This is a genomic window from Flammeovirga sp. OC4 (assembly GCF_000812565.1).
GTDB lineage: Bacteria > Bacteroidota > Bacteroidia > Cytophagales > Flammeovirgaceae > Flammeovirga.
The window spans coordinates 1-13,599 of sequence record NZ_JTAM01000005.1; the positions used below are offsets into that span (position 1 = coordinate 1).

Annotated in this window: 9 protein-coding genes; 7 read left to right on the top strand and 2 right to left on the bottom strand. The window is 34.4% G+C overall.

Going from position 1 to position 13,599, the window contains the following annotated elements; genetic code table 11:
• Positions 1 to 87: 87 nt before the first annotated feature.
• Positions 88 to 1,170, bottom strand: a complete 1,083-nt coding sequence (locus tag PL77_RS05340) for a complex I subunit 1 family protein (RefSeq protein WP_044202557.1) — start codon at positions 1,168 to 1,170, stop codon at positions 88 to 90.
• Between the two features lie 422 nt (positions 1,171 to 1,592).
• Here PL77_RS05340 and PL77_RS05345 point away from each other — a divergent pair, with 422 nt between their 5' ends.
• Both PL77_RS05345 and ispF read left to right on the top strand, forming a co-directional pair.
• Positions 1,593 to 4,142 carry a DUF5686 and carboxypeptidase-like regulatory domain-containing protein gene (locus tag PL77_RS05345; RefSeq protein ID WP_044202558.1) on the top strand — a complete coding sequence of 850 codons (2,550 nt, stop codon included), beginning with the start codon at positions 1,593 to 1,595 and terminating at the stop codon, positions 4,140 to 4,142.
• 71 nt (positions 4,143 to 4,213) lie between these two features.
• A complete protein-coding gene (gene ispF / locus PL77_RS05350; RefSeq protein WP_044202559.1) occupies positions 4,214 to 4,693 on the top strand; it encodes a 2-C-methyl-D-erythritol 2,4-cyclodiphosphate synthase in 480 nt (159 codons plus the stop codon).
• 41 nt (positions 4,694 to 4,734) lie between these two features.
• Here the strand turns inward: ispF and PL77_RS05355 are convergent, their stop codons facing one another.
• Entirely contained in the window at positions 4,735 to 6,552 is a 1,818-nt protein-coding gene (locus PL77_RS05355; RefSeq protein WP_044202561.1) for a hypothetical protein, read from the bottom strand.
• 365 nt (positions 6,553 to 6,917) lie between these two features.
• On the opposite strand from PL77_RS05355, the gene PL77_RS05360 reads away from it, so the two are divergent.
• The 5 genes from PL77_RS05360 (at position 6,918) to PL77_RS05380 (ending at position 12,513) form a co-directional block, all read left to right on the top strand.
• On the top strand, positions 6,918 to 7,328 hold the full coding sequence (locus PL77_RS05360) for a hypothetical protein (protein WP_156152252.1): 411 nt from the start codon (positions 6,918 to 6,920) through the stop codon (positions 7,326 to 7,328).
• A 235-nt stretch (positions 7,329 to 7,563) separates the two neighbouring features.
• Positions 7,564 to 8,889, top strand: a complete 1,326-nt coding sequence (locus PL77_RS05365; RefSeq protein ID WP_044202565.1) for a hypothetical protein — start codon at positions 7,564 to 7,566, stop codon at positions 8,887 to 8,889.
• Between the two features lie 143 nt (positions 8,890 to 9,032).
• On the top strand, positions 9,033 to 10,115 hold the full coding sequence (locus PL77_RS05370; RefSeq protein ID WP_052444194.1) for a BamA/TamA family outer membrane protein: 1,083 nt from the start codon (positions 9,033 to 9,035) through the stop codon (positions 10,113 to 10,115).
• Positions 10,116 to 10,301: 186 nt separating this feature from the next.
• On the top strand, positions 10,302 to 10,775 hold the full coding sequence (locus PL77_RS05375) for a hypothetical protein (RefSeq protein ID WP_044202567.1): 474 nt from the start codon (positions 10,302 to 10,304) through the stop codon (positions 10,773 to 10,775).
• A 139-nt stretch (positions 10,776 to 10,914) separates the two neighbouring features.
• A complete protein-coding gene (locus PL77_RS05380) occupies positions 10,915 to 12,513 on the top strand; it encodes an NAD(P)/FAD-dependent oxidoreductase (protein WP_044202568.1) in 1,599 nt (532 codons plus the stop codon).
• Positions 12,514 to 13,599 lie beyond the last annotated feature (1,086 nt).

Sequence of the window (13,599 nt, forward strand, 5' to 3'; positions counted from 1 at the left end):
TCAATTATGAGACAGCCTCTTTTTTTATTTATGAAATTAGACATTTGAAGAGTTCAAATCATGAAACTTTTCTGTCATTATAACTTCTTATATCATCAATAATCGCCAAATTCCTGTAATAAAAACGAGTACCAAACCTGCAGGTGTGAGGTATTTCCAACATAACGTCATTAGTTGATCCACTCTCAATCGAGGGTATGTCCATCGGATCCACATTTGGATAAATACCAACGTCAACGCTTTACTCATCAACCAAACAACGCCCCATGCATAGGCTGAGAACTCCCCCACTGTACCAGATGTCCAATCTGCCAAACGAACGGGACCAATATTGATAAATGGTGTATTCCAAGACCCTAAAAACAATACTGCAGCAAACACGGACCCTAAAAGCATTACGCCATACTCTGACAACATCATAAAGGCAAACCTCATCCCTGAATATTCAATATGATAACCAGCGATAATTTCAGATTCCGCCTCTGGTATATCAAAAGGTGCTCTATTGGCTTCTGCTAAAGAAGAAATGAAAAAGATCAAAAAGGCAATCAATAGAAATGGATTTCTAAAGATATTCCAGTTTAAAAAACCTCCTAATTGTGTCACTTCAATACCAAGACCTTTCAAACCAAATAAGTAATTTTGATCTACGGTGAAAATCCCTTGTTGCAAAGAAATAATTTCCGTATTCAGTGATTGTGCTGTCATTACTGCACATAATACTGAAAGTCCTAGTGGTACTTCGTAAGACACCATTTGTGCAGCAGATCTCATGGCGCCATATAATGAATATTTATTATTAGAACTCCATCCTGCGGCCAAAATACCCAAAACTTCTAATGATAAAATGGCAAGTATGTAGAATACCCCCACATCAGTGCCCGATCCATAAAGTCCGTTCGTAAACGGCAATACCGCAAATCCTGCAAATACAGGCATAAAAATTAATATTGGAGCTACCTTAAATATAGGTTTATCCGCTGCTTTGGGAATTATATCTTCTTTCAATAAAAGCTTAACGATATCTGCTAAAGTTTGCAAAAGACCATAGGGGCCCAAATTTACAGGTCCCATTCTATCTTGAATCCATGCTGAAATTTTTCGTTCGGCGTAAACCCCCAATAGTGCAAATGTCAATAAGAAAGGAAGATAAAATAAAAGTGCTAGCATAGTTCCTCTTTTTCAAAAAAAAGTAAATTGAGCGGCAAGTTAATCAAACAAAATACGAGGTCAAAAGTAATCCCTATATTTTAAGTTATTCTATTGCTTCTAAAAAGAAAACTTGTCGATTTTCAAAAAAATTAAACTAAAAGTGTATTCTGTTAAAAATCAATCAATAATCATTTAAATATTCTGCAACATTCATTTTATACAGTGTTACACAATTTACGTTATAAATTTCTATCTGTCCACCTTTTAAAATTGTTCGATGACTTAACAATTAGTTTATAAATATTTGCTGAGCTTAACTAAATTTAATACTTTTACGAACTGCCATTTTATTAAATAGATCACTTTTTACCATTCAATAGATAGAGTAATCTAATTTTTTTTCGTGATTCTATGTTTTTAGATGATTAAATTTTAAAGTTTTGACTAGATATATCTCAGTAATATTTTTTATACTGATCTCTATTAATACTTATTGCCAAAATAGTATTAGAGTAACTGGGCAAATTATTGATGAACAAACCAACGAATCCATTCCTTATGCAAGTGTATATATTGAGGGGACTACAATAGGAACACTTTCAGATTTGGATGGAAAATTTTCGGTCAATGTTCCTTTACCCCTAAATAATAAAGTCCTCATTGCCTCATTTATGGGCTATTCTACCCGGAAAGAAAAACTGAACGGTAAGAATGCCAAGGAGGAACTTATTATTAAGTTAAAGACCTCCTCTAAACAACTAGAAGAGGTAGTTGTTCGTACCAAAAAATGGGAAAACCCTGCTTGGGCAATTTTACGATCAGTACAAAAAAACAAATCCCTCAACAACAGAGAAAAATTAAAAGCCTACCAGTATGAAAGCTATACTAAAACCAATATTTGGGTAGGAAATGTAAATGAAAACTTCAAAAAGAAAAAAGTGGTAAGTGATATCCTTGATACTTTTGAAAATTTTGAAAAAGTGGAAGACGCCAACGGACAACCAATTATCCCCATTTTTGCTTCTGAGGTGCTTTCAAACATGTTTTTCATTAAAAATCCTGATGCTAAAACCGAACAGATTGTAAAATCAAGAATTAGAAGTGTAGGCCCTGATGATGATGAAATGATTACCCAAGTAGTAGGATCTTCATTTGTAGATTTTAACCTCTACAACAACAACTTCTTATTTATTGGAAAAACATTTATTTCACCGATTACATCCGAATGGAGAAACTTTTATGACTATACTTTAGATCCTAAAAAAATAGACGTAAATGGTATCCAATGCCATAAGATTACATTTGAACCTCGACGTGAAGAGGATTTGGCGTTTAAAGGTACTTTATATGTGGCTGACTCTGCAAACCATTATGCTCTTGTAAAAATTGATGGAACGCTCGGACAAGGTGCTAATATAAATTTCATTGATAGTGTACAAATTGATCAGACTTACACTCCATTGGTGCAAGATGATGGAAAATCTGCATGGATGCCTTTGAAACAGAATTTCGTAATCTCTGTAGGAAAAATTGCGGACAAATGGGCAAAGGTTAAGATCAAAGTCAAAATTAATAATAAAGACTTCGCTCTTAATAAGCCTAAGCCTCGTCATTTTTATGAACAACCTGTCCTTGTTACTACTGATGCTTACCTTGATGGTAACAATGAAGAGTTTTGGCAAGAACATAGACACGAAACATTATCTCCTGTTGATGCTCAGGTTTTCTCCATGATCGATTCAGCAGAAGAAACACCAAGAGTACGTCTATTAGCCAGTATTGGTGATATGATTATTAGTGGTCATAAAAAAGTAGGACCAATAGAACTTGGTCCAATCCCCTTTGTGTATGCTAATAACAGTGTCGAAAAGCACCGTTTTCAAGTAGGTATAAGAACTAATAATGAGTTTAGTAAAAAATTCTCATTCAGTGGCTTTGGTGCATATGGTATAGAAGATGAGAAATGGAAATATGGTGCAATGGCAAGAGCTATACTTAACAAGGAAAAATGGAGTATTATAGGTATACAGCATTCAAATGATTTAAGTAGAGTCAGTGTAAACCAAGCCAATTTTAATAGTAGACCTATCTTCTTAGCTTCTATGCGTTGGGGAGATATGCGTTATCCATTTATGGAGCAGAACACCAATATATGGTATGAAACAGATATTATTAGAGGTTTAAACATTCAAGCAAAGTTCTCCAAAAGAATTATTGACCCTCTATTCCCATACAAAATGAATGGTGAATTTATAGATAACAAACCTGTTTACGACCGTCTGAATGGATCAGAATTTTTCTTTAAGCTGACTTACGGCCTAGGCTACAAATACGTAGCTACTCGTACGCATAACCGTAAAAAAATAGCACAAGACAACCGACCTCGACTTACCATTGATTATACGATTGGTTTATCTGATCTATTTGGCAGTAATTATGATTTCCAACAAATCAGAGTAGGACTTGACCAAAAAGCCAGGTTAGGTAAGATCGGTACTTCGACTTATACCTTGACGGCAGGCTATATTCCAACTAAAACACCTTTCCCTTTATTATCGATGCCATTTGGTAATAATGTACCACTATTTTACAATCAATTCGCTTTCAATATGATTGACCTTGGCGAATTTGTAGGGGATCGATGGGCTTCGCTACAGTTATTACATCGCTTTGAAGGAAATATTCTTAATAGAATTCCTTTAATCAAAAAGTTAGGGTGGAGAACAGTAGGTATCTGTAATATCGTTTATGGTGACTTGAGTGAGAAGAACGCCAACCAAAGTGTGCTTCCTCAATTACTTCCTGGTGAAGAATATGACCCTGAACGAGAAGCCATCGCATTAGATCCTTCAATGCCTTATGTAGAATTAGGAACAGGTGTAGAAAACATTTTTAAGTTCTTAAGAGTCTATACTATTTGGAGAACGACCAACCACAGACCTTCCTCAAGAAACTTTGGCGTATACTTAACAGCAGGAATTAGCTTCTAAATTAATAGTAAATTATTAGCGGTGAATGGTTAATTTGAAGGCTGTACTTATATTTGTGAAAAAATAAAATTATGAAAATAAGAGTAGGACAAGGTTACGATGTTCACAAACTTGGTGAAGGAGAAGAATTATGGTTGGGGGGAATTCAACTAGACCATACGCATGGTTTAATTGGTCATTCTGATGCTGATGTTCTTATTCATGCCATTTGTGACGCCGTTTTAGGAGCAGCCAATATGAGAGACATTGGATTTCATTTTGCTGATACTGATCCACAATATAAAGGCATTGACAGTAAGATATTATTGAAAGACGTCATGAAAATTGTCCGTGCAGAAGGTTGGGAGTTTGGGAACGTAGATTGCACAATTGTGGCTCAACGTCCAAAAATCAATCCTCATATTCCAGCCATGAAAAAATGTATGGCAGAGGTGATGAATGTGGATGAAGAAGATATTTCCATTAAAGCTACAACCTCTGAAAAGATGGGGTTTGTAGGACGAGAAGAGGGAATGGCAGTACATGCTGTTGCCTTGATCACAAAAGCATAAAAAAAGGACGTTGTTATCGATACAACGTCCTTTTTTTATCACTATTCTGTCTCCAAACCTAATTCACTAAGTAAAAGAGACGCATTAAATTTCTCACACACTCCATTTTTTAGTTTATAATCGAAATCAAATTCATTATTCGTATAATCAAAATCAAAATGGTAGTTCTTTGTGATATCTGATTTCTTTTCTTCAAATTCAGAAAGCTGAAGGTCATGAGTAGCAACCAAAATATGGGCTTCTGATGATTGATGTAATTTTTGAAGTAAAGCAAATGAACCCTTCAATTTATCTACTGAGTTGGTTCCTCTCAACATTTCATCGACCAAGAATAAATCACATCCCCCTTGGTCCACCGCTTCAATAATCAGACGAATTCTCTCTAATTCTGCCTTAAAGGTAGACTCACTCAGTCTTAATGAATCTGCAATACGCATTGAGGTAATCAACCTTGGCTTCTTTCCCATTTTAAATGAAGATGCACAAACAACTGTACCCGCATAAGCTAATAGTAAATTGACACCAACAACCCTTAAAAAGGTACTTTTCCCTGACATGTTTGAACCTGTCACAATACTTATCCTATTCGTATTATTCAAGCTATAAGTATTACGAACGCCTCCACTCTGAATTCCATTTGTCCCTTCGAAAATAAGTGGATGCCCCATCTCTGTACCTTCAAACACAAAATCAGAACTATTTTCAAAGATTGGCATTGACCAATGTTCATGATTTCTCTTATGAGTTCCTAAACTATTGTAAGCTTCTAAAACACCAATTACATCAAATAGCTTGTCAAATAAGTCAGGGTATTTATTAAACCATTTACGTATTTTAAAAACTACCAGAATATCGAAAGGAATGAAGACATATAAAACCACCAAACCCAACATATTTTTTCGGATATATAATTGCTCAATATCGTTGGAGAGTTTGAGTAATGGTGTATAAAAATCACCTCCTTCCAATTCTTTGATTTTTTGAACGAGTAATTCACTTTGAAAAGTCTCTTCGCTGATCAGCTTTATAGCATTGGCCAAACGGGATAATGATTCAGAAGTACTATCAAGATAGGCGATAAATGCCGCGATGTCTTTACCCACTCTGCCCATTACCCAAAAATTGGCTAATACCAAAACCGTAGCGGCTTCTTTGGAATATTCAAATGAAGTGTTTACACTCACCAATATTAATATCCATGCTATATGTACAAATGCCAAGTAGGCTTTATAGAATAGTTCTTTTTTAAACTTGAAATTCTTTAAAGCTATAGCATTAATGTTCAACACCTTATTCTGTTTCACATTATCAAAAAGGAATAGTTTCAACTGATCTGAAAAAGACTCTTTTGTTGACAATTCCTTTACAGCTTCTTGTCGTTGAATGATCTCTTCCGTTGGAGTAGCATGACTATCCTGTGCAAAAAATGAAGCTAATAAGCTTTTCCCCCATTGCGTTGAACAACGGTTGATAAAATGATATAAAGAATGAGCTCCAAAAACGTCTAAATCGTGACCATAATTATGCACAGAGGTTTGATAATCTTCACCATCATCATAAATATTAGCTTCGCCACTTTTGATATTTACTTCATTTTGTGTCAATAGTTTTAATAACTCTAATTCATTAATCTTTTTTGACACTTCAGTATGTCTTCTCACTATAAAAATGAAAAGAATAAAAATTGAAATAAAACTTAAAAAAAGTCCCCCCTCTTCAAAAAATTGATAAGCAAAATAAGATACAAATAAACCCGCAACAACAGTTGACAATCTCATCATCGAGTACTTTTGAGATTGAGCATTTAACTGCTGTAATTGTTGAGAAATTTGATGTAGCTTTCCTTGATAATTCGGCATTGAATGTAATTTTGACGATCGTTTATCTTGTTAAGAATAATGTTGGAATCGCATTTTAATAAAATGTAAAACTTCAACGTTACCCTACTTGGTATTCAGCAAATGTAAAAGAAAAACATTAATAATTTACATTGCATGATCCATGTTCCGTAATTAAGTTAAAGGACCTTTTTTATAATTCTTGTGTTAAAAAACATCAAAACATACGTTCGCAAACAATTACAAACTATCTAAAACTAACTAAGCAACTATAATTTAAGAGTATTTATGGTAGATCACTCTAATTAAAAAAAGTAAAAGGTTTCAGTTAATTCCAACTTTTCTACGTTACATTTGCATATAGAAATACTACTATCTTTAACGTTTTGAGAAATACTAAAACATATAAGCATTTATTCAGACACCTATTTACTATTTGGGTGGCGCTCCACACATTGAATTATAGTGTGGACATTGATGCTGTATTGTTTTCTCAAGCCAACTACTCTACTGAAGAATATACTCTTCATGACAACAAGGTAGAGTCTTTCTTTGAGATTTTTGTCAACCTATTTTGGGATGGTCACCTCGATGACCTTAAAGACAACCCCTTCTCACAAAACGAATCCAAAAGTTTTATCCCTAAGGTTTTTACATTCCTAAAAACCTGTCAGATTATCCATGAAGTAGCGGAGAAAGAATTGATCTTTAAAGAACATTTGAGCTTCTTTTATTTAGATCAAAGTTACCCTACTCCCACTTCTGACATCATTCCTCCCCCTCCACGAGTGGCTTAAGGGTATGTAATAATACTTCTTCAAGTTTTTAAAGAAAATGCCTATCAAACGACATTGTTGATGAGAGACGGAATTTCTGTTTCATTCATCCTATTAATATCGTTATGAAATAAGTCGTTTTCACCTCTTGAACTGAGTATCACACATCTCCTCTAAATTATTCGATGTGACCTATCGTGTCACCTATTCAATAATTTATAATTTCTTCTATGCTATAGAAGCAAACCACTCCACCATGAAAAAAATATTATTCTTACTAGGTTTGGCACTAAGCCTTTTCACTAGTACTGTATATGCTCAAGAAACTTCACAAGAAAATGAAGAAGTAGAGCCTGAAACTAAATTCAAACAACAACCTGGCCTTGCTAAAGCTGCTTCAAAGATTTTTTATTCCGAAAAACCATGGAGTATTTCTGGTTTTGGAGAAATCTCTTATGTCAACAGAAATGATATTCCTTTAGGAATGGAAGATGATATCGAGTTGTCTTACAATAACCTTTATCGTTTTTCAACTTTCTTCGGGTACCGCTTTACGGACAAGATCATCTGGAACTCAGAAGTGATGATTGAGTATTTACAGGACCCAGCAGGCAACAGTCATTTTGAATTGATCTTAGAAGCATTCCTAGATTTTTCTATCCATAAATCATTTAATGTAAGAGCCGGTTTATACCCAATGAATATTGGTTATATCAATAATAATGATGAGCCCGTAATGTTTGGTTCAGTAAACCGTTCAGATGTAGAAAGAATCATTGTTCCATCAACATGGATGGGAATGGGGGTTAGTGCCTACGGTATTATTTCACCAAGCTTCAACTATGCTACAGGAGTTACTCAAGGATTAGACGGCTCACACTTTTTGAGTGGAAGTTTTATACGTCAAGGAAGAGAGCCTAGATTTGATAGTGAAGCATTTTCTACTTACGCCTACAATGGACAAATCAATTATGTTGGTTTAAAAAACTGGACATTAAGTGCATCAATGTATGTGGGACAAGCAGGTAATAATCAAACCATACAAACGTCTTCAGGAGACTTCAAAACAGCAGACGCTGTAGCTCAACTTTACACGGCTTACGCAAGATACACTCAGAAAAACTGGGAATTTATGGCGTTAGCTTCACATGGTTACATGTCGGGAACTGACGACCTTTTTGAATTAACTAAAATGGGTAACGGTGGAGTTGGTCAAGTGATGGCTAATCAAAATGTAGGCTATTTAGTGGAAGGTAGCTATGACCTTTTATCACTTTTTGGCAAACGATCATTTTTAAGAAAAAAGAATGTGATTATTGATCCACACCACGTGAAAATACCATTCTTTGTTAGATACGAATACATCAATACGCATAAAGATTACAATAAAAACCTCTTAGCTGAAAATAATGCAAATATGGTCCATTTTAATTCAGACATTATTACAGTGGGTTTAAACTTTAAACCAAGAGAGGAGATTGCTTTCAAGATAGATTACCAATTCAGAAACAATCGAGCAACAGGACCATACGCCGCAAAAGAAGATAATTTACTCGAACTAGGTATCGGGTTTATTTTCTAACCTTTAGCAACTTAACTAAAACTAAATCACCAATTTTTCCCTTTAAGGTATTTTACTTTAAAGGGATTTTTTATTTTAAGTGCAAAGTCACTATTTGTATTGCTCAGATCTGTTATATTTAATAGAAATTAAAATACCTCTTCATGAAACTATTTCTCTCTCTACTGATTACATCTTTGTTATTTATTGGAAGCAACACCACTTATTCCCAAAGCTTTGGTACTGGTGGTGGAGGCGGTGATACAAGAACAGACAAAAAAATTGATTTCATGCCGATACCCTATATCAATTACGACCGTTCTTTGGGGTTTTCAATTGGTGCCTTGCCAATGGCCATGTATAATTTAAGTCAAAAAGACACTATTTCTCCCTCTTCCGTAACAGGTTTATTGGGAATGTGGACCACTAATGATTCTTGGTTCGGATTAGTGTTTTCTAAATTTTATTTCAATGAAGATCGTTATAGAGTGACGTTTGCCGCTGGTTTAGGTAGTATCAATTTCCAGACTTTTGTTCCATTTCCCTTTGGTGGCGATTTTGTCGACTACAACACTGGTGTAAACTTCATCAAAGTGGAAGTACAAAGAAGAGTGGTCAAACACCTCTTTTTCGGCGTCAATTACATGAATACTGACTTCAACACCTCTTTTGATGTTGTCAAAGACACTACCCTTGAATCCAATTTACAAACCTTAGGGCTTGTCGTTTCATACGATCAAAGAGATAATGTCTATTACCCTTATAAAGGACATATTGGTAATGTCAATTTAGACATGAATCCTGAATTTTTAGGAAATGAAACCCAAAACTCCAAAGTCTCCATTGATTTTAATAAATTCTTTGCTTTCCGAAGAGGAAAAGATGTATTAGCAGCACGAGTATTTATTGGTTTTGGAATCGGTGATTTAATCTTCAATCAACAATTTATTGTTGGAGAAAGTGATATACGAGGGTATACACAAGGTAAATACAGAGGTAATGCAATGTATAATATTCAAGCGGAATACCGATGGAATTTTCATAAACGAATGGCCATCAATGCCTTTGGTGGTTTAGCTACAGTTTCCGGAGCCAATGATGAGAGTCAAAATGGAACAATTCTACCTGGTATTGGTGTGGGGTATAGATACAATGTATTCCCCAAAAACCATATGAATGTTGGCTTGGATGCAGCTGTAGGGAATGACGACTGGGGAATATACTTTAGAATTGGAGAGGCATTCTAAACTTGTAGAGGATAATTTTCTCGTTTCAGTGAAACATCAACTAATGAATAATGTTGTATGATTATATAAATCTTAAAAGAAGGATTTATATTCTAAACATTTACATCAGAACTTCGTAAATTATGGTTACGAAAATGAACTTAAATTCAAACCCTTCATTTTCATCACTTTTGAGATAAAAATACTATGTGGGAAACATTTGATATTCAATCCGTATTGATAGGCCTTGGAATTGGTCTGGCTGTAGCGGCACTTATTCAAGTTAAAGATTGGATAAAGCAGTCAGGATTAAAAAGTGAAATTAAAAGATTGAAAAATCACCTGCACGATAAATTGGAAATTGATGCAGAAGCTATTTCAGGGAAGAAGTCTGAAATCGAGAGATTGAAAAGAGAAAATGAAAATCTTAGGGTCACTAATAAAGCACTAATCAACAAACCCGGAAGACAAGAAATTCTAACTTATCATGCTTATCAAACAGCGATCGACAAGTTAAATAGCAATATGATGGGATTTGGACCTGCTTGGCAAGATGCCTTAAAAGAAGCGAACCAAGAGATCAAAGAAATTGAAGAAGGACAAAGATCTTTTGTCAAAAAAGTTTTTCCAAAAGGCCTGTTTGGTGGAAGTACTACCTATGAACTTGGCGAGGGAGAATAAGCAGAATAAAAACCATTTAAATAATACCTTGATGAAAGAATTTACTTTTATCAAGGTTTTTTTATGCGTTCACTATCCATTTGATTATTATTTGTATATTGAATGAACACTCAACCAAAACACATAAAAAGCAACTAACATGACCATCAGAGAAGATCATCAAAACTATGATGCCATCATTATTGGAAGTGGAATTGGTGCACTTACCACTGCTTCACTCCTTTCTCAAATCAAAAAGAAAAAAATATTAATTCTAGAAAAGCACTGGGTTATTGGAGGACAAACACATGTTTTCAAAAGAAAGAAATATCATTTTGATGTTGGAGTCCACTACATCGGAAATATGGACCAAAGATGTATGCCGCGTCAGATTTTCAATTTCATTACTGAAAATAAATTGAAGTGGAACAAGATGCCTCATATTTTTGAGAAGTTTGTTTACCCTGACTTTACGTTTGATGTTCCTTCTCATCCAGAAGAATATAAAGAAAAACTAATCGCCCAATTTCCTGAGGAAAAAGAAGCAATTGAAAAATATTTCATAGATGTAAAAATAGCATCAAAATGGATGGAAGGGAATTATGCCTCCTCTTTTCAAACACCAATTCTAAAAGCTCTGAGTAATCTTTACAAACCAAAAAAAGGTAAGATTCTAGCACTTTCAATTACGAAAGATTATATGGATTTAAATTTCAAGAATCCAAAACTAAAAGCTGTACTGTGCTCACAGTGGGGAGACTTTGGCCTACCCCCTTCTAAAAGTGCTTTTGGAATGCATTCTCTAATTGTCACTCATTATTTTTATGGAGGGTATTACCCCGAAGGAGGTTCTAAAAACATAGCAAAGTTTATTCAACCGACAATTGAAAAAAGTGGAGGCAAACTGATGGTGAACCAAGAGGTTGATGAGATTATCATAAAGAACAATAGAGCTATAGGAGTGAAAGTAAAGGAAAAGCATGGAAAAACATTTACTGAAAAAGAATACTTCGCACCGGTCATTATTTCATCCGTCGGTTTTCATGGAACTTTTAATCATTTGGTAAAAGAAAAAGTAAACTTCTTACCCCAACTTCAAGAATTATCAGGTGGGATGAGTGCTATTTCACTTTACATTGGCTTAAAAGAAAATCCAGCTAAGTTAGGTGTAAAAGGTGAAAACTATTGGATTTCTGGCTCTTATGATCATGATGCAACCTACGAGACTAGAAATGAGATAATAAATGGAGAAATCAAAAGTTGTTATCTTTCTTTTCCTTCCTTAAAAGAACAAAATCCCCTACATCACACTGCTGAAATTGTAACTTTTGCTGATTTTGAAGCTTTCGAACAGTGGAAAGATAAGCCTTGGAAAAAAAGAGGGGAAGATTATGAAGCATTAAAAAGTAAAATTGCGGAGGGATTAATCGCTTGTGTCGAAAAGCAACACCCTGGTTTTACGGCATTAATTGACTATTGTGAGCTATCCACTCCACTGACTATGGAAAACTTCACCTCTAAATTGGCGGGTCGGATGTATGGCTTAGCACATACTCCTCAACGTTTCTCTAGCGAATGGATCAAACCCCAAACACCTTTTAAAGGACTTTACATCACTGGAGGTGATATCTGTACCACTGGAGTTGTTGGAGCCATGATGGGAGGAGTAGCCACAGCTTCTGTTTTAGATGGTGCATTTGGTTTTGGAAAACATCTTTATAAAATCAGAAAATACAATAAAAAAGAAGTTGAAGCTTAATTATTTAAGGTCAAATCACAGTATTTGCCCCTTTTACATGCAAAATATTATTCTTTAAAAATACTGAAATACAAAATAATTACATTAAGATGACGCAAATCACCAAAAACCAAAACCAAGTAAAAACTCATTAACAGTATATTTTTGTAAAGCACACCACCCTCGGATATTTTTGTAATTATCATGTTATTATAGACCTAAGCAACTTACAACAACAAATCATTATGAATATTTACAGATGGACCCTAGTCATTATTGCAAGTTTTATAGGAATTGGAAACATTTGGTTTTTAGATTTTAGTGATCTGAGCTTTATGAATAACATTTATGAGTATTGTGGAATGATTACAATGTTTATAATCACGTATTTACTAGCCACACAATCACGAGTGAAGAAAAGTGACAAAAATTCTATTTAATAAGTTTGATGACACAAATTATATAAGTTTTCCTAAAAAACTGACTTATCTTACCGAACTAAACTAAAACCTTCCTTACTTTGCAAATGAATTAAAAGTTAATTTTGCAATGGTATTTTTCAAGAGATGGTCGCGTAAAAACTATGCAATTTTTAATTCTCTCAAAAGGGAAATTAAAATTTGTACATTGAACGTGTGCCTACATTTGAATGCTCCAACTTTAATTCGTGAATTTGTCATCAGACAAAACTTTGCTTTAGATGATCCTCCTGAAGAGGATGATTTCCTATTAAGTGAGTTAGAAATTTCACAATTAACGCTGTTGAGCAACCCACAGAGTATTTCTGAAAGTAGTCGATCTGCCAGTCTATACAAAAACTTGCTAGATTCTACTAAAACTACTTTTTCTCGAATACCCTCCTTCCAACACGTATTAAGTTTTAATCTTATAAATCGTTTTCTTTTTGACGAGTCCAATACTCGTAAGGGAATTCTATTATCAAATTTTTCATAACCAAGAAGTCGTTTAACCGTCGGTTAAGCTATAGACTTCTACACCTAAATTTTAAGGGTAAGTTGGTGATGAGATAATAGAAAACATTAAGATTTATCTTAGAACTTAATAGAAGAATATAGTTTGACATGGCATATGTACATGGAAAAAATA

Excerpts from the sequence above, each read along its gene's own strand:
- PL77_RS05340 (WP_044202557.1), bottom strand. The coding sequence starts at position 1,170 with ATGCTAGCACTTTTATTTTATCTTCCTTTCTTATTGACATTTGCACTA.
- ispF (WP_044202559.1), top strand. The coding sequence starts at position 4,214 with ATGAAAATAAGAGTAGGACAAGGTTACGATGTTCACAAACTTGGTGAA.
- PL77_RS05355 (WP_044202561.1), bottom strand. The coding sequence starts at position 6,552 with ATGCCGAATTATCAAGGAAAGCTACATCAAATTTCTCAACAATTACAG.
- PL77_RS05365 (WP_044202565.1), top strand. The coding sequence starts at position 7,564 with ATGAAAAAAATATTATTCTTACTAGGTTTGGCACTAAGCCTTTTCACT.
- PL77_RS05370 (WP_052444194.1), top strand. The coding sequence starts at position 9,033 with ATGAAACTATTTCTCTCTCTACTGATTACATCTTTGTTATTTATTGGA.
- PL77_RS05375 (WP_044202567.1), top strand. The coding sequence starts at position 10,302 with ATGTGGGAAACATTTGATATTCAATCCGTATTGATAGGCCTTGGAATT.
- PL77_RS05380 (WP_044202568.1), top strand. The coding sequence starts at position 10,915 with ATGACCATCAGAGAAGATCATCAAAACTATGATGCCATCATTATTGGA.